Raw genomic sequence first — 22,408 nt, forward strand, 5'->3', positions numbered from 1 at the left:
AGGATCTCAGCCCACCACCGACCTGTTTGTCAGACACGCCCTAGTGCTCGCCGCCCACGATCTTCAGGCCGATGACGCAGCCGATGAGCCCGAGGATGAGGAGCACCTTGATCACCGACAGCTGCTCGCCGCCGAAGGTCATGGCGTACCCGACGGTGAGCGCTGCGCCGATCCCGACCCAGACCGCGTAGGCGGTGCCCACCGGGATGTCGCGCATGGCCCAGGCGAGGCCGGCCATGCTGAGCACGAGCGCCCCCGCGAACGTCACGGTCGGCCAGAGCTTCGTGAAGCCCTCGGACTTGCCGAGCGCGGTGGCCCAGACTGCTTCCAGGACGCCGGAGGCGATGAGTACGATCCACGACATGACGATCACTCCCAAGTGGTCAGTCTTGTCGCGTTCCGGGTACTGCGCCCTCGTCCGGCAACCCGATCAGGGCTGTGACGCACACGATACGCCGACGCCCTGGGCAGGCCCTGTGCAGCGCGGTCGAATGCGACGCAATGTTGCAGCACGGTGAAGCGCTCGACGGTGCTCCGGTAGCGTGAACGCATGGCAGATCGTGAGTATGGCTTCCGCACGCGTGCGATCCACGCGGGCAACATCCCCGACCAGGTGACCGGCGCACGGGCGCTGCCCATCTACCAGTCGAGCGCCTTCGTCTTCGACGACACCGCCGACGCCGCCGCCCGCTTCGCACTGCAGAAGTACGGGAACGTCTACTCCCGCCTCGCCAACCCGACGGTCGCGAGCTTCGAGGAGCGCATCGCCAGCCTCGAGGGCGGCCTCGGTGCCGTCGCGACCGCCTCCGGTCTCGCCGCGCAGTACATCACCTTCGCCTCGCTGGCCGGTCAGGGCGATCACATCGTCGCCTCGGCCAACCTCTACGGCGGCTCGATCACGCAGCTCGACGTCACCCTCCGCCGGTTCGGTATCGAGACCACCTTCGTGCAGTCCTCCGACGCCGCCGACTACGCCGCCGCCATCCAGGAGAACACGAAGCTCGTCTTCGCCGAGACGGTCGCGAACCCCTCGGGCGAGATCGCCGACATCGAGGGCCTCGCCGACGTGGCGCACGCACACGGCATTCCGCTCATCATCGACTCGACCATCGCGACGCCCTACCTCAACCGCCCGATCGAGTGGGGTGCCGACATCGTCACGCACTCGGCCACCAAGTTCCTCGGCGGCCACGGCACGACCCTCGGTGGCGTCGTCGTCGAGAGCGGGCGCTTCGACTGGAACACCGACAAGTTCCCCCTGTTCGGCCAGCCCGTCCCGAGCTACGGCGGCCTGCAGTGGTCGGGCAACTTCGGCGAGTACGCCTTCCTCACCCGGCTGCGCGCCGAGCAGCTCCGCGACATCGGTCCGGCGCTCGCACCGCACTCGGCCTTCCTCCTCGCCCAGGGAGTCGAGACGCTGCCGTTCCGGATCCAGGCCCACGTCGACAACGCGCGGATCGTCGCCGAGTGGCTCGACGCCGACCCGCGCATCGCCGCCGTCAACTGGGCCGGACTCCCGGATCACCCGCATCACGAGCGCGCGAATAAGTACCTGCCGAAGGGGCCGGGCTCGGTCTTCAGCTTCGAGGTGAAGGGCGGCCGTCAGGTCGGCCAGAAGCTCATCGAGTCCGTCGATCTCGCGAGCCACCTGGCGAACATCGGCGACGCGAAGACGCTCATCATCCACCCCGCATCGACGACGCACGCGCAGCTCTCCGACCAGCAGCTCGTCGACGCCGGTGTGCTGCCGGGCATCGTCCGACTGAGCGTGGGCATCGAGGACCCGGACGACATCATCTACGACCTCGACCAGGCGCTCGCCGCAGCGGTGAAGGAGTAATGGCATGAGCACTTCGACAAGCTCAGTGACCGGTGAGGGCGCGACCGAGACGGTCCGGCTCACCAACGGCCTCACCTGCGCGCTGCCCGCCGATTCGCCGCTCGCGAAGCTGCTGCGTTCGCAGCGCACCTGGGCGGGCCCCGACGCGAAGGCCCGTCTGAAGCTCCTCCGCGAGGCGAAGTCCGTCGCGATCGTCGGCGCCTCCCCGAACCCGGCGCGTTCCTCGTACTTCGTGGGCACCTACCTGCAGCAGTCGAGCGACTTCAGGATCTACTTCGTGAACCCGAACGCCACGCAGATCCTCGGGCAGCCCGCCTACCCCGACCTCGCCTCCCTGCCGGAGGTACCCGACATCGTCGACGTCTTCCGCAAGGCGAGCGACATCCCCCAGGTCATCGACGAGGTCGTCGCCGTCGGAGCTCCGACCGTCTGGGTGCAGCTCGGCATCTGGAACCAGGAGGCCGCCGAGTACGGCGAGTCGAAGGGCCTGAACGTCGTGATGGACCGCTGCATCAAGGTGGAGCACGCCCGGTTCCACGGTGGACTCCACCTGCTCGGATTCGACACCGGCCAGATCACCGCCCGCAAGACCCTGCGCTGACGCCTCGGTTCCCTGAACTCGTCGGCAGGTCGCACTTCGACAGGCTCAGTGACCGGGGGGGCGGCTCAGTGACCGGGGGGCGGCTCAGTGACCGGGGACGGCTCAGTGACCGGGGGCGGCTCAGTGACCGGGACGGTACGGGATACGGCCCTGGATACACTCGTGACGTGCCTGCGTCGAACCTCCGAGTGACCGTCCTGGGGCCGGTGCTCGTCGAGGGACGCACCGGCCGGCTCGTCGAACCCGGCGGCCGGCTCGCCAAAGCGCTGGTGACGATCCTGGTGCTCGCGGACGGGCGCGCCGTGTCGACAGCCGCCCTCATCGACGAGCTGTGGGACGACGCACCGCCCGCGGGTGCGAAAGCTGCACTGCAGACCCTGGTCTCACGGGTGCGCGCCGTGTCGGCACCCGACCTCATCGACTCCTCGGCCGCCGGCTATCGACTGTCGATCGACCAGTCCCTGGTCGACCTCCACGTCGCCGCGCGGGCGGCCGATGCGGCGTCGACGGCCATCCGCGCCGCAGACCCGGACACCGCTGGCATGCTCGCCCGGGACGCGCTCCTCCTCTGGACGGGTGATCCCGGCGCTGAACTGGACGGTCCGATCGGCGAGGAGCTGGCGCACCGCGCGGCGCGACTCCGCGACGAGCTGCGTCGGGTGCGTGCTCAGAGCCGCCTCGAGCTCGGCGACGGCGCGGCCGTGATCACCGATCTCGAGGCGCTCGTCGCCGCCGACCCGCTCGACGACGCCACCCAGCTCATGCTCTTCAACGCCTACGCGCAGAGCGGACGTCGCTCCGACGCGATGCAGCTCTTCGCCGATCACCGTCACCGGCTCCGCGACGAACTCGGTGCCGACCCGACGTCGGCACTGGTCGCGGCACACACGGCGCTCCTGCAGGACGCCGTCGAGCCGTCTCCGCCGGTGGCCACTCCGGTGACCACCCGGGTATCCAGCATGGTGCTCGGGCTCCGGACGGCGCCGAACGAACTCCTCGGTCGCGACACCGACCTCGACGCGATCGGCACGCTCGTGTCCGAGGTCCGCCTGACCACGATCCTCGGCCCCGGTGGCCTCGGGAAGACCCGACTCGCCCAGGAGGTCGCCCGGCGTGCTACCACGACCACACCCGGCGTCGTCGTGGTGGAACTGGCGAGCGTGCGGGACCCGGACGATCTGCCGCTCGCGGTCGCGACCGCACTCGGCATCCGCGAGGCTCCGACCCCGCGTCGGCTGAGCGAAGCGATCATGGTGCAACCGGTCGAACTGCGCGAGCGCATCATCGACCGTCTCTCGGAACGGCCGACGCTGCTCGTGATGGACAACTGCGAGCACCTCGTGGACGCGGCGGCACGCTGGATCGCCGATGCGCTGGCCTGGGCCGGCGGCCTCCGCGTCCTCGCGACGAGTCGGAGCCCGTTGTCGATCGCCGCCGAGCACGTCTACCAGCTCGACCCGCTGGACGCTGCCGTGGACGGCTCCGACCTCGAACACGCGGGCCCGGCGGTGCGGCTGTTCGTCGAGCGTGCCCGCGCCGCCCGTCCGGGTCTCCATGTGCCACTCGACGTCGCGGCGCGTCTCTGCGCGAAACTCGACGGCCTGCCGCTGGCGATCGAACTCGCGGCGGCGCGCACCAGATCCATGTCGGTCGAGGAGGTCGAGCGACGACTCGGGAACCGCTTCACCCTGCTGACCGCCGGTGATCGCAGTGCGCCTGAGCGCCACCGCACCCTGCTCGCCGTCATCGACTGGAGTTGGAACCTCCTAGGCGAGCACGAACGTGTCGTCCTCCGTCGCATGTCCAGGTTCCCCGACGGCTTCGATCTGGAGGCGACTGCAGCGCTCGCCCCCGAGGTCGAGGTCGTGGAAGCGCTCGACGCGCTCGTCGGCCAGTCGTTGCTCACCGTGCAGGACGACCCGGCCACCGGGACCGTGCGATTCCGGATGCTGGAGACGGTCCGCGAGTTCGGCGCGATCAAGTCCGCCGAGGCGCACGAGGACGACCTCGTACTCGACCGCACGCGGACCTGGGCGGTCGCACTCGCCGAGACGCTCCTCCCCGCCATGCAAGGGCCTCGACAGGTGGCGGCGTTCGCGCGCCTCGCCGTCGAACAGGACACCCTGGTGGACGTGCTCCGCGGGGCCGTCGCCGAGGATCGCGCCGATGTCGTCGCCCCGGTCTACGCAGCACTCGCCCTCTTCTGGACGATCCGCAGCGCGCATCAGGAGGTCCTGGTCTTCGGCGCGGCCGTCCTCGACGTGCTCCGCCACCAGGACCCGGAGTCGGTGTCGACCGACACCCCCGCCATCGCCGTCGCCATCATCACCGTGACGTTCCTCGCCACCGATCCCCGCACGTCCGCGCGGGCGATCGGCGTCCTCCGCCGACTCGAACGGGCGCGGACGACACAGGCCCCACGGATGCGCGCGATGGTCAGCCTGTTGCTGGCCGCGGGTCGCCCCGAACGCGCGGAGGCCCTCCTCCGCGAGTACTCCCGGTCGACCGACCCGCACGTCGCGAACCTCGGAAACCTCATGTCGGCACAGGCGGCGGAGAACGACGGCGACCCCCGCGCCGCCGAAGCGGCCGCCCTGCGCGCGAACGACCTCTCGCTCACGCTCGGAGATGTCTGGGGCGCCGCCATGAGTGCGCACATGCTCGCCCAACTGCACAGCCAGAACGACGAGCCGGAGGAGGCGCTCGTCTGGGCGGCCCGCGCTGCCGAGGGGCTGACCGCGATCGGTGCCGAGGCGGACCTCCGTCAACTCGAGTGGCTGATCGCGATCGGCGACATCGCCCGTGGTGACCACGCCGCCGCCGCCACCGTGCTCGACCGGTTCCTCTCGGACGACGTCTCGTTCTCCGCGTTCGCCCCGCTCCCCGAACGCCGGTCGATCGGCTGGGCCGGTCTCGCCGAGATAGCGCGGGCCCAGGGCGACGCCGCACGGGGAGCCGAGCTCTACGGGAAGGCGCTCGTGGCGTTCGCTCCGGGTGAGTCGCGCCGATCGCCGTGGTTCCCCCTCGTCGGCTCCGCCGCGATCGCCGCCGCCGTGCTGGACGGTGTCCCGGACGCCACCGAGGTCCAGCATCTCGTGCGGCGGGTCCGCACCCGCACCATCGCGCTGGGACGCCTCCTCCCGAACCGGTTCGACCGACCGGTGCTGGGTTCCACCGTCGTCGCCCTCGGCGCCTGGTACGTCCGCTCGGACGACGACGAGGTGCGGTTGATCGGCGCCGAGCTCGTCGCGCTCGCCAGTGCGCTCGCCTCCCGTCAGGACATCCCATCGCTCGTCCGCACACCACACGAGGCAGCAGCGGCGGCGCGCCTCACGGCGACCGAGCGCGACCGCCTCGCCGAGCGGACCCTCTCCCTGCAGGCGCACGAGAGCGCCGCCAGGGCGTTCGAACTGCTCGGCAGTCCTGCCCTGGCGGCGCGCTGATCGCTCGCTGCGGTCGTCTCGTCGTCAGGCGCGGCGCATGTACGCCCGCACGGTGAGCGGTGCGAAGACCGCGACGATGACGGCGGCTCCGAGGAGCGCCAGCCAGGCGTCGCCGCCGAAGACACCCGTGTTCGCGAGGTCGCGGACCGCGGTCACGAGGTGCGAGACGGGGTTCACGTCCACGAAGCCCTGGAGGAAGCTCGGCATCGTCTCCGGGTTCACGAAGGCGTTGGAGAGGAACGTGAGCGGGAACAGGACGAGGAACGAGATGCCCTGCACGCTGCTCGCGCTCCGGGCGATGACCCCGAAGAACGCGAAGATCCAGCTGATGGCCCAGGCGCAGACGATCACGAGGAGGCCGGCGAGGGCCACGAAGCCGATGCCGCCCTCCGGTCGGTACCCCATGACGAAGCCCATCGCGAAGGTGAGCGTCGTGGCGATCGTGTAGCGCACCGTGTCGGCGAGGAGGGCACCGGCCAGCGGTGCGATGCGGGCGATGGGCATCGACTTGAAGCGGTCGAACACGCCCTTGTCCATGTCCTCGCGGAGCTGGATGCCGGTCACGACCGAGGTCGTGATGACGGTCTGGACCAGGATGCCCGGGATGATGATCGGCAGATAGCTCGCGACGTCGCCGGCGATCGCGCCGCCGAAGATGTACGTGAACATCAGCGTGAAGATGATCGGCTGGACCGTCACGTCGATCAGCTGCTCGGGCGTGCGCTTGATCTTGAGCAGTCCGCGATACGCCATGGTGAAGGAGTTGCGGACCGTCTGCGAGAGGCTGACGTGGTTCCGGAGGGACCGGTCTGCGGCCGGGGTGATGGTGATGGTGCTCATGCGTGGACCTGCTCTGCGGTGTCGAGGGAATCGGTGTCGGACACGGCGTCGGCGTCGTCCGCGTCGACGCCGTGCCCGGTGAGGGTGAGGAAGACCTCGTCGAGCGTCGGCTTCTGGACGCTCATCTCCGCGAGCCGGATCTCGGCTTCCCGGAGCGTGATGAACAGGTCGGTCACGGCGTCGGGGTCGCGCATCGGGGCCGTGATGCGGGTGGCCTCCGGCGACACGACGGTGTCCACACCGAGGACGCTCGAGATGACCCGTCGCGCATCCTCCAGGTCGGCGGGGTCCGCGAGCCGCAGCTGCAGCGACGACTCGCCGACGGAGGCCTTCAGCTCGTCGGAAGTGCCCTCGGCGACGACGAGACCGCGGTCGATGACGGCGATCCGGTCGGCGAGCTGATCCGCCTCGTCGAGGTACTGGGTGGTCAGGAGGACGGTCGAGCCCGTCGCGACCAGGCGGCGGATCGTGTCCCACATCTGCGCGCGGGTCCGCGGGTCGAGGCCCGTGGTCGGCTCGTCGAGGAAGATGAGGGGCGGCTGGGCGATGAGGCTCGCCGCGAGGTCGAGACGACGACGCATGCCGCCGGAGAACTTCTTCAGTGGTCGCGACGCCGCGTCGCTCAGGCCGAACTCCTCGAGGAGTTCCGCGCTCTTGCGCTTCGCCTCCGCGCGGCCGAGTCCGAGCAGTCGCGAGAAGATGACGAGGTTCTCGGTGGCCGAGAGGTTCTCGTCGACAGACGCGAACTGCGCGGTAACGCCGATGAGCTGGCGCACGACCTGCGACTCCCGCTGGATGTCGTGTCCGAAGACGGTGGCGGTGCCGGCGTCAGGACGCAGGAGCGTCGCCAGCATGCTGATGGTGGTGGTCTTGCCGGCGCCGTTCGGGCCGAGGACGCCGTAGACGGTGCCGGTGCGGACCGAGAGGTCGACACCGTCGACCGCCCGGTTGTCGCCGAAGGTCTTCACGAGGCCGTGGGCTTCGATCGCCCAGTCGGAGCTGATGCTCATGCGGATGCCTTTCGAAATCAGGTGTGGGGCGCCGGTGGGCGACCCGGACAACAGTGTGGGCTGGGGCACTCACGGAGTGCTCACCTGCCGCTGACACCCGCTGACACCGCACCCGGCGCTGAAGACGCTTAGAGTGAGAGGAGCCAGTCGCACCGAAGGGGGTCGTCCAGTGACCGCATACGTGTCCGCGTTCGACCTCTTCTCCATCGGGATCGGGCCGTCCAGCTCGCACACGGTCGGACCGATGCGGGCGGCCCAGGCCTTCGCCACCGGGCTCGCGGACGACGGCCTGCTCGACCGGGTCGACCGCGTCACGTGCTCGTTGTACGGATCGCTCGGCGCGACCGGCATCGGCCACGGCACCCCCGACGCCGTCGTCGCGGGACTCCACGGGCTCACCCCCGAAGGGTGCGATCCCGCCGAGGTCCGACGGGCCTGGAGCGACCACCCCGACGGCGCTCCGCTCACGCTCGCCGGGACGCGGGTCATCGCGTTCTCGAAGGACGACGTCTCGTTCGTGCCCAGGACGAGGCTGCCGGGCCACCCGAACGCCATGACGCTCCACGCCTGGGATCAGCGGAGCGACCTCCCGGTGCGCTCCGAGACGTACTACTCGGTCGGCGGCGGCTTCATCCGTCGTGACGGCGACGACCCGAGCACGGTGCTGCCGTCGACACCCGTGCCGATGCCGTTCCGGACCGCTGAGGCGCTCATCGGGCTCTGCGACGAGACGGGACTCCCGATCGACGCGATCGCGAGACGCAACGAGGAAGCCCTGCGGCCAACCGTCGAGGTCGACGCCGGCCTCGACGCCATCTGGACGGCCATGCACGAGTGCGTGACCGCCGGGCTCGCCGACACCGGCACCCTCCCGGGCGGTCTCGGCGTCAAGCGCCGGGCACGTGCCGTCCGTGAGCGCCTCGACGTGGCCGAGGCCGAGAGCGGGCGTGAGCTCCCCACGGAGTGGCTGCACGCGTTCGCCCTGGCGGTCAACGAGCAGAACGCCTCCGGCGGGCGGGTCGTGACCGCACCCACGAACGGGGCCGCGGGGATCATCCCGGCCGTCGGAAGCTACTACCTGCGGTTCGTGCCGGGCGCCTCGCTCGACGGTATCCGTCGCTACCTGCTCACGGCGACCGCCATCGGCTCGCTCTTCAAGGCGAACGCGTCCATCTCCGGGGCCGAGGGCGGCTGCCAGGCCGAGGTCGGCTCGGCCTGCGCCATGGCCGCCGGTGCCCTGTGCGCCGTCCTCGGCGGCACACCGCGTCAGGTCGAGAACGCCGCGGAGATCGCGATGGAGCACCACCTCGGCCTCACCTGCGACCCGGTGGGCGGGCTCGTCCAGGTCCCGTGCATCGAACGCAACGCGATCGCCTCCTCGACGGCCGTCAGCGCCGCACGGCTGTCGCTGCACGGCGACGGGACGCACCTGGTGTCGCTCGACACCGTGATCGAGACCATGCGCCAGACCGGCGTCGACATGTCGACGAAGTACAAGGAGACGAGCGAGGGCGGTCTCGCGGTCAACGTCATCGAGTGCTGAACGCCGGCGTCGTGTGACCGCGTGTTGCCGACCACCGTGGTCATCCGGGCCGCGGCCTCCTACGGTGGGCGCATGACCTCCAAGCACGCGCCGTTCCTGGTGGACCCGCTCGTCTCCACCCAGTGGCTCGCGGACCATCTCGGCAGCGAAAGCCTCATCGTCCTCGACGCGAGTGTCGTCGAGCTGCCTGCGCTGGACGGCGGCCCGGTGCGACTGGTGAGCGGCTACGACCTGTACCTCTTCGACGGGCACGTCCCCGGCGCCGTGTTCGTCGAACTGCTCGATACAGGCCGGGGGCTCGGAGCGTCCTCAGCGGAGGAGGTCCGACGCGGTGCGGCGGCCATCGGCGTCACGGAGCAGCACACGCTCGTCCTGTACGACCAGTTGGACGGGCGCTCCGCCGAGCGCCTGCGAGCGGCGCTGACCGGAGCCGGGTACGAACGCGTCGCGCTCCTCGACGGTGGACTCGGGCGCTGGCGCTCCGAAGCACGCGAGCTGCGGTTCGGCCGTCCGGACGGCTCGTTCGGCACCTGACCCACCCAGGTGTCGGGTCGACGGGTGCGCTGGATCAGCGGGCGTCGAGCTGCGCCACGTCCGTCACGGGGAGACGGCAGACGAAGTCCCGGCACTGGTAGGCGGTCGACCGGCCGTCGCGACTCGTCCGTTCGGCGAAGACGTCGAACCCGCTCGTCGCCCAATCCGCCGCCTGCCGCTCGGAGACCACCGCCACGACGTCGTCCCGACGCGTCCTGACCGCGTCGCGCATCGCCCGATCCGCCGTCGCGCGATCCTCGTCCTGGTCCGAGTCCACCCGATCCGGCCCGACGACGATGAGTTGCGACGCCGGCCCGGTGAGCGATGCCGCCAGGGCCAGACTCGCGCCGAACGCGGTCGGTGCCGACAGCGCAGCCGACGCGGCGAACCGGACCGCGCCCTCTGCGGCGTCCCGGAACCGGCCGTCGGCCGTCAGCTGGAACAGTAGCAGCGACGCGCGTCCGAGCGACGATATCCCCGAGGGATACGCGCCCTCCGACGGGTCGCCGTCGATCCGCATGCCCTGGGCCGACAGCACCGGGTCGCCGCCGCCCGGCAGGATGAAGCCGGCCACCGCGGCGGAGGAGGCGTCGGTCACGGTGTCGTCGGGCAGGGTCTCGTCTGACAAGCACCGGTCGACGAGGTCGCGGGCGACCTCCGCGTAGCGGACCTCGCCCGTCGCGAGGCCGAGGCGCAGGAGCCCCTCCGCGAGCATCCCGTAGTCCTCGAGGGTCGCCGACGCATCCGACCGCCGTTCATCGAGCGAGGCCCGAGCGAGCGTGCCGTCCGAGCCGAGGTGGTTCTCGACCACCGCGTCCGCCGCCCACCTCGCCGATTCGAGCCACTCGGGGCGGTCGAAGACCGTCGAGGCCTCCGCCAGCGCGCCGATCGCGAGCCCGTTCCACCCGGTGAGCACCTTGCGGTCGACGGCCGGCGGGTTCAGCGTCGCCCGGCCGTCCGCATCGCGTCGGTAGTAGCCGCCCTCCGATCCGACGCCGTCGACGATGCTCTCGGAGTCCTGCGCCGACCCGAAGCCGCCGCTCGGCTGCTGCAGCGTGCCGATGAGGAACTCGGCGATCCCGGCGGCGACACCGGCCGCCCACGAGCTCGGACGCTCGGCCCACGCCCGGGTGTAGGCGGTGAGGAGGAGCGCATTGTCCGTCAGCATGCGTTCGTAGTGCGGCTCGCTCCAGTCCCGGTTGACCGCGTACCGGAAGAACCCGCCTTCGACCGGGTCACGGAGCGCCGATGCCCCCATCGTCCTGAGGGTGCGTTGCGCGAGGTCGACACCACGGCGAGCGGCGTCCCCCTCGCGCGGCGTGAGTAGGAAGTCGAACAGCGGGGCCATCGGGAACTTCGGAGCCGTGCCGAAGCCACCGAGCTCCCGGTCCTCGAGCGCCTCGACCGCCTCGACCGCCGCATCGAGCTCGCCGGTCTCCGGCAGCGGCGCGTCATCCGTGGACGACATCGTCTCGGCGATCGCCCGCGCGAGCCCGTCGGCGCTCGCGACGACCTGCTCACGTCGCTCGGTCCACGCGACCCTGACGGCCTCGAGCACCTGCGGGAACGAGGGATGCCCGCGGAGCGGCACGGGAGGCGAGTAGGTCCCCGCGTGGAAGACGTGTCCGCGCGGCGTCACGAACACGTTCAGCGGCCAACCGAGGTCACGGGTGAACGCGCCGGCGGCGGCGAGGTAACTGGCGTCCACGTCGGGATGCTCCTCGCGGTCGACCTTCACCGCCACGAAGTCGCGTCGGAGGAGCTCGGCGATGTGCTCGTCCGAGAACGACTCGCGTGCCATGACGTGACACCAGTGACACGTCGAGTAGCCGATCGAGACGAGCAGGGGGACGTCGCGACGGGCCGCCTCGGCGAAGGCCTCCGGTCCCCACGGGTACCAGTCGACCGGCTGCTCGGCGTGCGATCGGAGGTACGGGCTCATCGCCTCGGCGAGCCGGTTCGTCATGCGGGGTCCGTGGCTCTGGACCTACTGGCCGAGCGGCAATCGCTCGCCCGCCGTGATCCGCGTTCGGAGCCGGTTGTTCGGTGCCGGCAGCGGGCACACGTAGTGGTCGCTGAACGCGCACGGCGGCAGGTACGCGCGGTTGAAGTCGACGAGGACGTGGCCGTCCGAGGTCGGGGCCGGCATGCTGATGAAACGGAACCGGTAGCTCTCGTCGCCACTCGTGCCGTCGGAGAACACCGCCCAGAGTCCGTTCGGGCCGCCGGTGACCGTCAGCGACACCGCTTCATCACCGAGCTCGAACTCGACCCGGCCGACAGGGGTCTCGGTGGTGACGTGGCCGTCGATCGACTCGGTCTCGACCGTGACGTCCGGAGACGGCACGAACCGTGCCGGCCGGATCCAGGCGACGTCGGGGGCGAACGCGCTGATGCCGTCGAGCGAGGTCCGCGTCGGCGCCTCCGGATCGAGCACGCGCAGGGCGTACACGCCGTCCCGCTCCATGCCTCGGAGCAGCGCGTCGCCGAAGTGCAGTTCGTCGCCGTGGACCAGCTCGACGCGGTCGGTCATGATCTGGGCGCCACTCGGCGTGGTCAGTCCGGTCCCCGTGAGCCGCTCACCGACGACGCCGGTCGCGTCCGCACGCCAGGTGCCCGGCGCGCCCTCGAGGGCGGTCGCCTCCTCGGTCAGCCAGTGGGTGAACCGGAGGGCGGCGATACCGTGGGGTGCTCGGACGGAACGCTCGCGAGCGGTGTGCCAGGCGGTCCAGGACGCGATGAACTCTGCGGGGGTCTCGGAACTCATACCCTGACGCTACCAACTCCTCAGGTGTCGGAGACCCCCTGGACATCCGGCTGCAGCCGGATGCGCTCCCCGCGAACAGCGCGATGGCGCCGCCCGGAGGACCGGACGACGCCATCGACGTGTGGCTGCTGCTCAGTCGAAGAGCTTCTTGTCCTTCAGCCAGTCGGCCGCGAGGGTCTTCGGAGCTGCCTTCTCGTCGCCCTGGTTGCGGGCGTTGAGCTCGATGAGGTCTTCGGTGGTCAGCTCCGCCGACACGGCGTTCAAGACCTCCTTGACCTTGTCGCTGGCCTTGGCCGAGTTGATCAGCGGCAGGACGTTCTGCGGGAGGATCAGGTTCTCCGGGTCCTCGAGCGTGACGAAGTCGTTCTCGGTGATCGACGGGGTCGTGGTGTAGATGTCGGCGAGCTGGACCGTACCGTCGAGCAGGGCCGCGGTGGTCTGGGCGCCGCCGCCGTCGCTGATCGGGACGAAGGTGAGCTTGTCGGCGGGGACGCCGTACACCTCGGTCAGGCCCTTCGGGCCGTACGGACGCTCAGCCAACTCGGGTGCGCCGCCGATGGCGAGCGGGATGGTGAGGGCCGCGAGGTCGGCGAGGCTCGTGACGTTGTTCGCCTCGCTGAACTCCTTCGTGACGTTGTAGGAGTCCTTGTCCTCCGCCTTGGACTGGTCGAGGACCTCGTAGCCCTTGGGCGTGGCCTCCTGCAGGGCGGAGTAGACCTCGTCGCTCGACGTGGCCGTGGCGGAGTCGTCGAAGAACTGCAGCAGGTTGCCGCTGTAGTCGGGGACGAGGTCGATCGAGCCGTCTTCGAGCGCTGCGATGTAGACGTCGCGAGCGCCGATGTTCAGGGACTCGGCCGTCTTGATGTCGTTGGCCTCGAGCGCCTGGATGTAGATCTGCGCGATGATCTCCGACTCGGGGAATCCGGCCGAGCCGACCGTGATCGTGTCGGATGCCGCGGTCTCCCCGGCGGTCGGGTCGCCTGCGGAGCAGGCGCTGAGTGCGAGGGCCGCGACGGCGGTCGCGGCGATGCCGACGGCGAGGCGTCGACCCTGTCGAACTGTGAACATGGTGTTTCCTATCTGTGATGGGCGAGAACGGTGGTGCCGTTGTGGGTCTGGGAGCCGGGCGGTGCTGTCACCCGGGGTGGTGGGACGCTTCAGTCGTTGCGGTATGCCGCGGTCTGCATGTTCGCCTCCGCTTCTGCGACGACGGGGTCTGGAGCGGTGGACCGGTCGCCACCGCTCGTGGCGTGACCCCGGGTCTCGTCGACCCGTGTGTGGGTCGCCTGGACGCCGCGCGGCACGACGGCACGCTGCAGCAGGGAGAAGACGCCCTCGAGGAGGAGGGCGAGCACGATGATGATGATCGAGCCGGCGAGCATCTGCGCGTAGTCCCGTACGGGCAGACCGTCGAGGATGTAGCGACCGAGACCGGGGCCGTTGGTGAGGAACGCGACGACGGTCGCGGTCGCGATCGTCTGCAGGACGGCCGAGCGCACGCCACCGATCATGAGCGGGAGCGCGAGCGGAATCTCCACCTTGCCGAGGATCTGCCACTCGTTCATCCCGACGGCACGCGCGGCGTCGATGGTCTGGCGGTCGATCGCCTCGACCCCTCCGTACGCACCGGCCAGGACCGGCGGGACGGCGAGCACGACGAGGGCCGTGATCGCGGGGACGAGACTCGTGCTGGAGAAGCCCCACCCGAGGGTGATGAGGGCGAGGAGCGAGAGCAGACCGAGCGTGGGCAGCGCCCGGAGCGCGCCGGTGATCGCGACCGCGACCTCTCGTCCCTTCCCGGTGTGCCCGATGAGGAGCCCGAGCGGGATCGCGATGACGCAGGCGATGAGCACGGTCAGGCCGGTCACGGCCAGGTGCTGGAGCACCCGCACGGGGATGCCGCCCGGGCCCTCCCAGTGCGCGGGGTCGAGGATCCAGGCGAAGGCGGCGAGGAAGTTGATCATGCGGTTCCTCCCCCGGCGGTCGCCAGCTCACGGGCTTCGGTGGCCGCGCGACGACGACGGATCGCACCCTTCGAGCTGGTCCGCGTCCACGGCATGAGGATTCGGCCGAGGAGCACCAGCAGGACGTCGAACACGATCGCGATCACGACCGTCCCGACGATGCCGGTCAGGATCTCGATCGGGAACTGCCGGTTGTAGCCGTCGGTGAAGAGGTAGCCGAGGTTCGTCACGCCGATGAGGGCGCCGACGCTCAGCAAGCTGATGGTGCTCGCGGAGACCACGCGGACGCCGGCGAGCATGAGTGGGCCCGCCAGTGGGAACTCGACCCGCCAGAACCGCTGGCCGGCGGAGAACCCCACGGCCTGTGCCGACTGCCGGACCCCGGCGTCGACGGCGTCGAGCGCGTCGGCGACCGTGCGGACGAGCAGGGCCACGGCGTAGATGGTGAGCGCGATCACGACGTTCGCCGGATCGAGGATCTTCGTGCCGATGAGGGACGGCATGAGGACGAAGAGCGGCAGGGACGGGATCGCGTAGAGGATGCCGCTCAGCGTGAGCAGCACGCCTCGCGACCACCGGTACCGGTGCGCGAGCCAGCCGAGGGGTAGGGAGATGAGGAAGCCCAGGATGATCGGGGGCAGGCTCAGCTGGACATGGGTGAGGGTGAGGTCCCAGATCATGTCCCAGTTCGCGATGACCCAGCTCATGTGGATGCGCCGTCCTTCCGGACGTCCAGGCCGGTGCGGTCGCCTGCGCCGGGCCCGGCTCCGAGGACGCCGGCGGGGCGGCCCGACTCGTCGACGACGACGTCGCGTCCGTCGACGCGCTCGACGTGCAGGGTCCGCTGGCCGCGATCGGCGCCGATGAACTGGGCGACGAAGTCGTCGGCTGGGTTGGCGACGATCTCGGCCGGCGTGCCGACCTGGGCGATGTGGCCGCCCTTCTGCAGGATGACGACCTGGTCGCCGAGGAGGAAGGCCTCGTCGATGTCGTGGGTGACGAACACGATCGTCTTCGCGATGTCGCGCTGCAGTCGGAGCAGCTCCCGCTGGAGCTCGGCACGCACGAGCGGGTCGACGGCACCGAACGGCTCGTCCATCAGCAGGATGTTCGGGTCGATCGCAAGGCCTCGTGCGACGCCGACGCGCTGCTGCTGGCCACCGGACAACTGACTCGGGTACCGGTCGGCGAGCGCGCGATCGAGTCCGACGGTGTCGAGGAGGGTGAGGGCGTCCGCCCGGGCCTGCTTCTTGTTGACGCCGGTGAGCATGGGCACCGTCGCCACGTTGTCGATCACGGTGCGGTGCGGGAGGAGACCGGAGTTCTGCATGACGTAGCCGATGCGGCGACGGAGACGGACGGGGTCGACGGCGGAGACGACCTCGTCGTCGATGACGATGCGTCCCTCGCTCGGATCGACCATGCGGTTGATCATCCGCAGGAGCGTGGTCTTGCCACAGCCTGAGGACCCGACGAAGACCGTGGTGGAACGCGACGGGATCGTGAGGGAGAAGTCGTCGACCGCGAGGGTGCCGTCGTCGAAGCGCTTGGAGACGTGTTCGAAGGAGATCATGCTGGACCGATGCCTCTTCTCTGCACGGCTGTTCGTGACAGGTCGTCTTCCAAGGGCCGTCGCCGCCGCGGTCGGTGGCTCGCTGAACGTCTCTCGGTCGGTGGTCCGAACCTACCGGAGGGCACCGACATCGCCCACCCCCTCGACACGTGTCGAAATACATGGCATGCGACGACGTGGGTGCGCCCGCGCACCGTCACCCGCCGGCCGCCGTCGCTCAGGATCGGTCGACGCCCAACGCGGCGAGGGCCGCCGTGACGAGCTGCTGACCGTGCAGCTCCTGCTCGATCGCCGACCGGAGGCCGGCATGGGCGACGGAGAACCCGACCGCCCACTCGTCGTGCTCGCCCGGGCCGAGCGCGTCCGCCGCGACGATCGCCTCGACCGCCAGCACGTCCGCGAAGAGGGCGGTCGAACGTTCCAGCAGTCGCAGCGAGGTCCCGGCGAAGGAGGCCGGGTCGTCCGAGCCCTCGTCCGGCACGCCGGCGGTGACGACCGGCGTCGCGAGCACGCGCAGTTCGGCGACGAGGTCCGCGGCCGACTGACCGAGCCGACCCGGTACGAGCCCGTGCCCGGTCCCCCGGTGGTCGGCCCCGCCTCCGTCGACGCGTCTGAGCCGTCGCTCGGCCGCAGCGGCGGTGTGCGCGATGGCCACGCGCAGCCCGTCGAAGGCGCGGGCGAGCCGCGCGCCGTGGAGCAACCCGCCGGCCCGCAGGACACCCGACGCCTGGTCGACGAGTGGATCCTCCGAGGCCGTTCCGAGCGTCGCTTCCACGAGCTGGACGGCCGCGGTGACCTCGTCGGCGAGGGCACCGTTGATCTGCGGGGTCGCCCGGAGCCGCAGTCCGTCCAGGTCCCGCCCGCCACGCGCACCCTCTGGGCCGACCGGCGTCGCCAACAACTCGGAGATCCGCTCGCCACTCGCCCGGGTGCCGGCCGAAGGGGTGCCGGCGAGGACCGTCGCGTCGAACGCCGGTCCTCGCCCGCCGCGCCCGGACCGCGCAGCCGCCCGGGACGAGAGGGCGCTCGTGGTGTCCGCGAGTCGACTGAGCGCGCCGAGCCGGTGGAGGGCGAGCGCGCCGACGCCGAGGGAGTAGGCGTTGTGGTGGACGAACGCCAGCCCCTCGTGCACAGCGAGGTCGAGCGGCGCGAGCCCGACCCGTGACAGGGCGACCTGCGCGGGGAGCCGTTCGCCCGCGAGGACCGCCTCCCCCTGTCCGATCACGAGCGTCGCGACGGATGCCAGGTGGGTCTCGTCGCCGTCGCCGAGGGAGCCGATGGACGGGATCACCGGGGTCACCCCACGGTTGAGGAGTTCCGCGACGAACACGGCGGTCTCGAGGCGGATCCCGGATGCCCCACGGGTCCAGCCGGCGAGCCGGGCGGCGACCACCGCCCGAGCACGGTCCACCGAGAGCGGCAGTCCGATGCCGCCACGGCGGTCATGGACGACGCGCTCCTCCACCGCCGAGACGTCGAGCGTCGCGGTGCGCGGAGCCGCTCGTCCCCCGGCGGCCCCAGGGATCCGTGGACCATGGGGCCGAGAACCCTGCGCGCCGACTCCGACCGGCGTCGTCTGCCGGTCGATGATGGCCCGGCCGGCGCCGATGCGGTCGAGCGCCGGGGTGTCGAGGACGACGATGGCGTCGTCACGGGACACGGCCACGAGGTCGTCGACCGAGATCGGGCCGGTGCCGAACACGACGGGCGCTCCCATCAGTGCGCGCCCGTCGATCGGTCGGCGGCGTTCGTCTGGTCTGCGCTGCTGGACACGGGTCGCTCCATCCGCTCGTCGAGGGGCCGTGGACCGGCCGGGATGGACGTCAGCGTACGAGCGCCTCGCGGCCGGTGCACGGTGTGTGTCGACGTATGACGGCACGCGGGAACAGCCCGTGTTCGGCGAGGTGTCCGTCGACCTCAGCGGTAGCGGCGGCCCTCGTCGCGGCGGTGGAGGGCGAGGACGACGACGGTCAGGACGAGCGTCCACGCCAGGACGCCGACCCACGACCACCACGGCAACTCGCCACCCTGGACCGCCCAGACGACGAGCTCCCGGGTCTGACGGCTCGGGAGGAACATGGACAGCCGGTCGAGCCACGGGGCGAAGAGGAACGGTGGGATGAACAGTCCGCCGGCGAAGGCCAGCGAGAACATGACCACCTGCACCACGGCGATCGCGGCCTTGCTCGGGAGGGCGTACCCGATCGCGGTGCCGAGGAGCATGAACGGCAGGGCACCCACCAGGAGCGCCACGATGCCGCCGAGCAGTCCCATCGGAGTCGTGGTGGCTGCGGTCAGGAACGCGCCGAGCACGACGACCGGTATGACGGCCGCGAACCCGAGGAGGCCGACCGAGCACAGGTGCGAGAGAACACGGGCGACACCCGTCACCGGAAGCGTGCGGAGGTACGGATCCCACGCCTGTTCCCTCGCCTGGGCGATGGTCAGGCCGAAGCCGAACAGGGAGTTGGCGAGCACGGCGAACACGATGAGGGAGATGACCGCCTGGGTCGCGATGACGGGATCGCCGGCGACCTGCGCCTGCGGGACGACGAAGAACAGTAGCGAGAGCGCCGGGAAAACGAGCGAGCCGATCAGCGCGATCGGGACGCGCACGGTCTCGAGCAGGGAGTACCGCGCGTGCAGGGCGGTGAGCTGGACTGTGCTGGCCATCAGGCGGCGCTCCGTTCGACGTCCGCCCGGGCATCCGCGGTGAGGGTCAGGAACGCCTCCTCGAGGGTCGCTCCGCGCACGGCGAGATCGGTGAACGGGGCCTCGGACCGGACGAGCTCGCGCACGAACGCGTCGGCGTCACGGACGTCCAGTTCGACGGCGTCACCGTCACGACTCGCCTGGACGACCCCGGTGAGCCGCTCCACCGCTCCGGGGTCGGTGGTCCGGAGCCGCACCCGGTGGATACCGACGAGCCCGAGGACGTCGCGCAGCGGGGCGTCGGTGATGACCCGTCCGCCACCCAGGACCACGACACGCTCGGCGAGCGCTTCGATCTCCTCAAGGTAGTGACTGGTGAGGACGATGGTCGCCCCGAGCTCGTGTTGCCGGCGGATCGCGTCCCAGAGGGTTCGGCGGGCGTCGACGTCGAGGCCCGTCGTCGGCTCGTCGAGGAGCACGAGACGCGGTCTGCCGACGAACGCGAGCGCGACCGCGAGGCGGCGCTGCTGGCCGCCCGAGAGCGAGCCCGTCTGGCGTCGGAGGAGGTCACCGAGACCGAACTGTTCCGCCAGGGCGGTCGTCGGCACGCGGTCCGCGAAGTGGCGTCCGATGAAGTCGACGACCTCTCCCACCCGGAGCGTGGGCGGCAGTGCCGTCTCCTGCGGTGTCGATCCGAGCCTGGTGCGGTTGACCGCATGGGCGGGATCGCCGCCGAAGAGCGTCACCGTGCCGGTCGTCGGACGTCGGGTGCCCTGCAGCAGGGAGAGCACGGTGGACTTGCCGGCGCCGTTGGGCCCGAGGAGCCCGACGAGCGAGCCCGGCTCGATACTGAAGTCGACGTCGTGCAGCGCGGTCACGTCGCCGTAACGTCGTGTCACGCCCTCGAGGGTGGCCAGTGGTGTGATCGTCATGATGTCCCCGTTCCCGACGCGCCGCCGAGCATCGCTCGGAGCCCGGTCATGTAGTCCTCGAACGCGCGGCGCCCGAGCGTGGTGAGTTCCAGGTAGGTGACCGGGGTGCGTCCCCGGTGGGTCTTCGTGACGAGGACGTAGGCGCCGTCCTCGAGCTTCCGCAGATGCGTGGAGAGGTTCCCGGCGGTCATGTCGAGCATCTCCTGCAGGCGGGGGAACGACATACTGCTGTCCGCATCGATCGCCGCGAGCGTCGACATGATGCGCAGGCGGGCCTGTGCATGGATGAGGGGGTCGAGTTCGTCCATCGGTCACGCCGCCGATCGGTTGGCACGCCGACGGCGGGTCGCTTCGAGGAAGGTCGCGTACACGAGGAACCCGCCTCCGCCGGCGATGGCCATGATGAGCGCGTTGCCCGGCGAGCCGAAGAACGGCGCGGCCATGCCGACCACGATGATCCAGATGCCCATGCCGTACATGAGGCGGTCGCGCCAGACTGCTCCACCTGCGAGGTAGAGCAGACCGACCACGAGGCTGTAGATCGCCGGGTAGAAGATGGCGGCGAGTGCGGGTGCCATCCCCGCAGCGAACAGTGCGCCGCCGAACACCGCCGCTGCCGTGCACCCGATCGCCCAGGCGATGCCGTACATCGTCCCCTGCACCTGCTGTGCTCCCTGGATCCCACGCGACACACGGGAGCCGATGATCGACGACGAGACGATGCCGCCCACCATGAGGATCCCGAAGAGCCATCCGGCGACCGCCGGCGGCGTGGTGAACCAGGGGTTCTCGTCGCTCGCGGACCAGAGGGCGAGGAACCCGACGGTCCACGCGACACCCCAGACGTACACGATCGCGATGGTGGGCCTCGTGAAGATGTCGTCGACACGGCTCGCCTGTCGCTCCTGCAGAGCGAGCATGGCGGCCGGGTCGAGCGCGTCCGAGCCGTCGGTGGGTTCCATCGGTGAAGTCATACCTACTTTGTAACGCAAACCACTCTGCGAGGCAACCCTGTTTGCGACACCGCGCATGAATATCCCCGCTTCGCACCGAGGCGCCGCAGCCCAACTGCCCTTCGACAGGCTCAGGGAGCGAATCGCCTCCGGCGAGCCCCTCCAGCGACTCAGCTCGGAAACCGAGGCGGTGCGAACACACTCTTCCCGGTCACTGAGCTTGTCGAAGTGCCCACGAGGACGCCTCGCCATTTCGAGCACACCTCTCCCGGTCACTGAGCCCGTCGAAGTGCCCGCGGGAAACCCTTCGACAGGCTCAGGGACCGGAGCTGGTCAGAACGGCGCGGGCTCTGGTTCCGTCCGGTGGTGTTTGCCGTCGGGTGTCGTCCACTCGAGGACACCACCGGGCCCATGGTCGAGATTCCACCCGGGAAGGTGCTTCATCCGATGGTGATGTCGACAGAGGCAGGCAAGGTTCCCGATATCCGTCGTCCCGCCGTCCTCCCACGCGACCGAATGATCGAGATCGCACGCTCTGGCGCGCCTGCCGCAGCCCGGTGCTCGACAGGTGCCGTCTCGTAGGCGGACCGCGCGTTGCAGGTCGGCCGGCACCCGGTACTGGTTCCGCCCGACGGAGAGCACGGATCCGGTTTCCGGTTGGACGAGGATCCGGGTGAAGCTCGGCGCGTTCACCGCGATACGTGCCGCGGTCTCCGGGTCGATGGGACCATACCCGTCGAGGGTAGCCGGTGCGTCGGAGACACAGGCCATGCTCAGCGCGGGGACCGTGATCTGCACGGTCGGCACGATGTGCTCCTGGACCTCGATGGGGTGCGGGAGCCTCAGGCTCGACATCACGTCCTCCGGGGTCACGCCGGTGAGGGCGAGGGCTGCGAGGGCGTCGGCCTCCAGTTGTGCGCAGGTGCGGGTGTCACCCGCCGAGCGTGACTCGGCCGCGGCCGCTTCGACCCGCTCGACGATGCCCTGCGCGATCGGCGCCGTGGTGAAGAGGTGCACCCAGGCCATGCCGTCGGCGGCGGGCTCGAACTCCACCCGGCGGTCCGCCTCCGAGCGGACCGCGCGGGCGGTGATGGACTCGGGGTGCAGGCGCTCGCGGAGCACACGGGCGCGGTTCTTGAGTCCTGCTGCGGTCATGCGCTCCGCTTCCGGCAGGACCTGCTCGAGGAACGCAGCCCGCCCGGCGGCCGGGACGTCGCAGAGCTGGTCCGTGATCACCTGCGCATGCCGCGCCGAGATGCGCCCCGCCTCGAGCGACGCCAGCACGGCCGGCGCGTCGTTCACGAGCCGCTCGGCGTCGTTCGTCGCACACTGGACCGTCCGCTCCGGCATCCGGGTCGCCATCGCGAGAGCCGCACACGTCGACCGACGAGACAGTGCCTGGCGCTCGGCCGGCGGGAAGACCGCCGGCACGGTGGCGTCGGCGAAAGCGTCCGCGTAGGCAGCTGAACGGGCCAGGAGGCGCGCTTTCCGTGCGTCCAGGACGGCCTGCTGGCGGTGGAGGTCCGCCCACTCATCCGAGAACTCCGCGAGGCGCGTGGCGTGCTCGTCGCTCGCGCGGATCGCGGCGGAGGTGGTCTCGGTCATGACTCCAGTCCACCACGAGCCACTGACATTCCAGATGCCGAGTCGAGGCGGTTGTGGAAGTCCTCCCGTGTGCCCTTCGACAGGCTCAGAAACCGGGATGAACAGCCCCGGAACCGTGGGGTTCTCCGTGTGCCCTTCGACAAGCTCAGGG

The 22,408-nt window shown here is 70.5% G+C and carries 20 protein-coding genes and 1 riboswitch; of the genes, 5 read left to right on the forward strand and 15 right to left on the reverse strand.

What is annotated here, in order from left to right; all coding sequences use genetic code 11:
- Positions 1-40: 40 nt before the first annotated feature.
- Entirely contained in the window at positions 41-364 is a 324-nt protein-coding gene (locus QRN44_RS13255; RefSeq protein WP_121290354.1) for a DMT family transporter, read from the reverse strand.
- A gap of 14 nt (positions 365-378) precedes the next feature.
- A riboswitch (guanidine-III (ykkC-III) riboswitch) is annotated at positions 379-443 on the reverse strand.
- Positions 444-550: 107 nt separating this feature from the next.
- Here QRN44_RS13255 and QRN44_RS13260 point away from each other — a divergent pair.
- The 3 genes from QRN44_RS13260 (at position 551) to QRN44_RS13270 (ending at position 5,884) form a co-directional block, all read left to right on the forward strand.
- Positions 551-1,840, forward strand: a complete 1,290-nt coding sequence (locus QRN44_RS13260; RefSeq protein ID WP_285039340.1) for an O-acetylhomoserine aminocarboxypropyltransferase/cysteine synthase family protein — start codon at positions 551-553, stop codon at positions 1,838-1,840.
- 4 nt (positions 1,841-1,844) lie between these two features.
- The gene (locus tag QRN44_RS13265) at positions 1,845-2,441 is read left to right on the forward strand and encodes a CoA-binding protein (RefSeq protein ID WP_285039341.1); all 597 of its coding nucleotides are present in this window, start codon (positions 1,845-1,847) and stop codon (positions 2,439-2,441) included.
- Positions 2,442-2,608: 167 nt separating this feature from the next.
- On the forward strand, positions 2,609-5,884 hold the full coding sequence (locus QRN44_RS13270; RefSeq protein WP_285039342.1) for an AfsR/SARP family transcriptional regulator: 3,276 nt from the start codon (positions 2,609-2,611) through the stop codon (positions 5,882-5,884).
- Positions 5,885-5,908: 24 nt separating this feature from the next.
- On the opposite strand, the gene QRN44_RS13275 is transcribed toward QRN44_RS13270, so the two are convergent.
- Together QRN44_RS13275 and QRN44_RS13280 are read right to left on the reverse strand one after the other, a co-directional pair.
- Entirely contained in the window at positions 5,909-6,724 is an 816-nt protein-coding gene (locus QRN44_RS13275) for an ABC transporter permease (RefSeq protein ID WP_064296503.1), read from the reverse strand.
- Positions 6,721-7,734 carry an ATP-binding cassette domain-containing protein gene (locus QRN44_RS13280; protein ID WP_285039343.1) on the reverse strand — a complete coding sequence of 338 codons (1,014 nt, stop codon included), beginning with the start codon at positions 7,732-7,734 and terminating at the stop codon, positions 6,721-6,723. The genes QRN44_RS13275 and QRN44_RS13280 overlap by 4 nt, the downstream gene beginning before the upstream one ends.
- 169 nt (positions 7,735-7,903) lie before the next feature.
- On the opposite strand from QRN44_RS13280, the gene QRN44_RS13285 reads away from it, so the two are divergent.
- Together QRN44_RS13285 and QRN44_RS13290 are read left to right on the forward strand one after the other, a co-directional pair.
- Complete coding sequence (locus tag QRN44_RS13285) at positions 7,904-9,277, forward strand: L-serine ammonia-lyase (RefSeq protein WP_285039344.1); 1,374 nt, start codon at positions 7,904-7,906, stop codon at positions 9,275-9,277.
- A gap of 72 nt (positions 9,278-9,349) precedes the next feature.
- Positions 9,350-9,811 carry a rhodanese-like domain-containing protein gene (locus tag QRN44_RS13290; protein ID WP_285039345.1) on the forward strand — a complete coding sequence of 154 codons (462 nt, stop codon included), beginning with the start codon at positions 9,350-9,352 and terminating at the stop codon, positions 9,809-9,811.
- Positions 9,812-9,845: 34 nt separating this feature from the next.
- Here the strand turns inward: QRN44_RS13290 and QRN44_RS13295 are convergent, their stop codons facing one another.
- The 12 genes from QRN44_RS13295 to QRN44_RS13350 all read right to left on the reverse strand — a co-directional run bounded on the left by QRN44_RS13295 (position 9,846) and on the right by QRN44_RS13350 (position 22,257).
- Positions 9,846-11,777 (reverse strand): thioredoxin domain-containing protein, encoded by a 1,932-nt coding sequence (locus tag QRN44_RS13295; protein WP_121289852.1) that lies wholly within the window; start codon positions 11,775-11,777, stop codon positions 9,846-9,848.
- A gap of 21 nt (positions 11,778-11,798) precedes the next feature.
- The gene (locus QRN44_RS13300) at positions 11,799-12,578 is read right to left on the reverse strand and encodes a DUF1684 domain-containing protein (RefSeq protein ID WP_285039346.1); all 780 of its coding nucleotides are present in this window, start codon (positions 12,576-12,578) and stop codon (positions 11,799-11,801) included.
- 132 nt (positions 12,579-12,710) lie between these two features.
- Entirely contained in the window at positions 12,711-13,646 is a 936-nt protein-coding gene (locus QRN44_RS13305; protein ID WP_064296509.1) for an ABC transporter substrate-binding protein, read from the reverse strand.
- Positions 13,647-13,735: 89 nt separating this feature from the next.
- Complete coding sequence (locus QRN44_RS13310; protein WP_064296510.1) at positions 13,736-14,542, reverse strand: ABC transporter permease; 807 nt, start codon at positions 14,540-14,542, stop codon at positions 13,736-13,738.
- A complete protein-coding gene (locus tag QRN44_RS13315; protein WP_285039347.1) occupies positions 14,539-15,249 on the reverse strand; it encodes an ABC transporter permease in 711 nt (236 codons plus the stop codon). Before QRN44_RS13315 ends, QRN44_RS13310 begins: the two co-directional genes overlap by 4 nt.
- Positions 15,246-16,115: an ABC transporter ATP-binding protein gene (locus QRN44_RS13320; protein ID WP_064296512.1), complete on the reverse strand. Its 870-nt coding sequence runs from the start codon at positions 16,113-16,115 to the stop codon at positions 15,246-15,248. The genes QRN44_RS13315 and QRN44_RS13320 overlap by 4 nt, the downstream gene beginning before the upstream one ends.
- A gap of 217 nt (positions 16,116-16,332) precedes the next feature.
- The gene (locus tag QRN44_RS13325; protein ID WP_285039348.1) at positions 16,333-17,832 is read right to left on the reverse strand and encodes an aromatic amino acid lyase; all 1,500 of its coding nucleotides are present in this window, start codon (positions 17,830-17,832) and stop codon (positions 16,333-16,335) included.
- A 200-nt stretch (positions 17,833-18,032) separates the two neighbouring features.
- The gene (locus QRN44_RS13330) at positions 18,033-18,788 is read right to left on the reverse strand and encodes an ABC transporter permease (protein WP_285039349.1); all 756 of its coding nucleotides are present in this window, start codon (positions 18,786-18,788) and stop codon (positions 18,033-18,035) included.
- Positions 18,788-19,699: an ABC transporter ATP-binding protein gene (locus QRN44_RS13335; RefSeq protein ID WP_285039350.1), complete on the reverse strand. Its 912-nt coding sequence runs from the start codon at positions 19,697-19,699 to the stop codon at positions 18,788-18,790. The genes QRN44_RS13330 and QRN44_RS13335 overlap by 1 nt, the downstream gene beginning before the upstream one ends.
- Positions 19,696-20,007 carry a transcriptional regulator gene (locus QRN44_RS13340; RefSeq protein WP_064296516.1) on the reverse strand — a complete coding sequence of 104 codons (312 nt, stop codon included), beginning with the start codon at positions 20,005-20,007 and terminating at the stop codon, positions 19,696-19,698. The genes QRN44_RS13335 and QRN44_RS13340 overlap by 4 nt, the downstream gene beginning before the upstream one ends.
- Before the next feature lie 3 nt (positions 20,008-20,010).
- On the reverse strand, positions 20,011-20,673 hold the full coding sequence (locus QRN44_RS13345; protein ID WP_147427089.1) for a hypothetical protein: 663 nt from the start codon (positions 20,671-20,673) through the stop codon (positions 20,011-20,013).
- A 312-nt stretch (positions 20,674-20,985) separates the two neighbouring features.
- Complete coding sequence (locus QRN44_RS13350; RefSeq protein ID WP_285039351.1) at positions 20,986-22,257, reverse strand: HNH endonuclease signature motif containing protein; 1,272 nt, start codon at positions 22,255-22,257, stop codon at positions 20,986-20,988.
- Positions 22,258-22,408: the final 151 nt, after the last annotated feature.

This window comes from Plantibacter sp. lyk4-40-MEA-4 (assembly GCF_030209415.1).
Taxonomy (GTDB): Bacteria; Actinomycetota; Actinomycetes; order Actinomycetales; family Microbacteriaceae; genus Plantibacter; species Plantibacter flavus_A.

What these genes read in the sequence shown, in the direction of transcription:
- QRN44_RS13325 (WP_285039348.1), bottom strand. Translation starts at nt 17,832, where the DNA reads ATGGGAGCGCCCGTCGTGTTCGGCACCGGCCCGATCTCGGTCGACGAC.
- QRN44_RS13315 (WP_285039347.1), bottom strand. Translation starts at nt 15,249, where the DNA reads ATGAGCTGGGTCATCGCGAACTGGGACATGATCTGGGACCTCACCCTC.
- QRN44_RS13305 (WP_064296509.1), bottom strand. Translation starts at nt 13,646, where the DNA reads ATGTTCACAGTTCGACAGGGTCGACGCCTCGCCGTCGGCATCGCCGCG.
- QRN44_RS13280 (WP_285039343.1), bottom strand. Translation starts at nt 7,734, where the DNA reads ATGAGCATCAGCTCCGACTGGGCGATCGAAGCCCACGGCCTCGTGAAG.
- QRN44_RS13255 (WP_121290354.1), bottom strand. Translation starts at nt 364, where the DNA reads ATGTCGTGGATCGTACTCATCGCCTCCGGCGTCCTGGAAGCAGTCTGG.
- QRN44_RS13275 (WP_064296503.1), bottom strand. Translation starts at nt 6,724, where the DNA reads ATGAGCACCATCACCATCACCCCGGCCGCAGACCGGTCCCTCCGGAAC.
- QRN44_RS13335 (WP_285039350.1), bottom strand. Translation starts at nt 19,699, where the DNA reads ATGACGATCACACCACTGGCCACCCTCGAGGGCGTGACACGACGTTAC.
- QRN44_RS13260 (WP_285039340.1), top strand. Translation starts at nt 551, where the DNA reads ATGGCAGATCGTGAGTATGGCTTCCGCACGCGTGCGATCCACGCGGGC.
- QRN44_RS13295 (WP_121289852.1), bottom strand. Translation starts at nt 11,777, where the DNA reads ATGACGAACCGGCTCGCCGAGGCGATGAGCCCGTACCTCCGATCGCAC.
- QRN44_RS13310 (WP_064296510.1), bottom strand. Translation starts at nt 14,542, where the DNA reads ATGATCAACTTCCTCGCCGCCTTCGCCTGGATCCTCGACCCCGCGCAC.
- QRN44_RS13265 (WP_285039341.1), top strand. Translation starts at nt 1,845, where the DNA reads ATGAGCACTTCGACAAGCTCAGTGACCGGTGAGGGCGCGACCGAGACG.
- QRN44_RS13345 (WP_147427089.1), bottom strand. Translation starts at nt 20,673, where the DNA reads ATGACTTCACCGATGGAACCCACCGACGGCTCGGACGCGCTCGACCCG.
- QRN44_RS13290 (WP_285039345.1), top strand. Translation starts at nt 9,350, where the DNA reads ATGACCTCCAAGCACGCGCCGTTCCTGGTGGACCCGCTCGTCTCCACC.
- QRN44_RS13350 (WP_285039351.1), bottom strand. Translation starts at nt 22,257, where the DNA reads ATGACCGAGACCACCTCCGCCGCGATCCGCGCGAGCGACGAGCACGCC.
- QRN44_RS13340 (WP_064296516.1), bottom strand. Translation starts at nt 20,007, where the DNA reads ATGGACGAACTCGACCCCCTCATCCATGCACAGGCCCGCCTGCGCATC.
- QRN44_RS13320 (WP_064296512.1), bottom strand. Translation starts at nt 16,115, where the DNA reads ATGATCTCCTTCGAACACGTCTCCAAGCGCTTCGACGACGGCACCCTC.
- QRN44_RS13300 (WP_285039346.1), bottom strand. Translation starts at nt 12,578, where the DNA reads ATGAGTTCCGAGACCCCCGCAGAGTTCATCGCGTCCTGGACCGCCTGG.
- QRN44_RS13330 (WP_285039349.1), bottom strand. Translation starts at nt 18,788, where the DNA reads ATGGCCAGCACAGTCCAGCTCACCGCCCTGCACGCGCGGTACTCCCTG.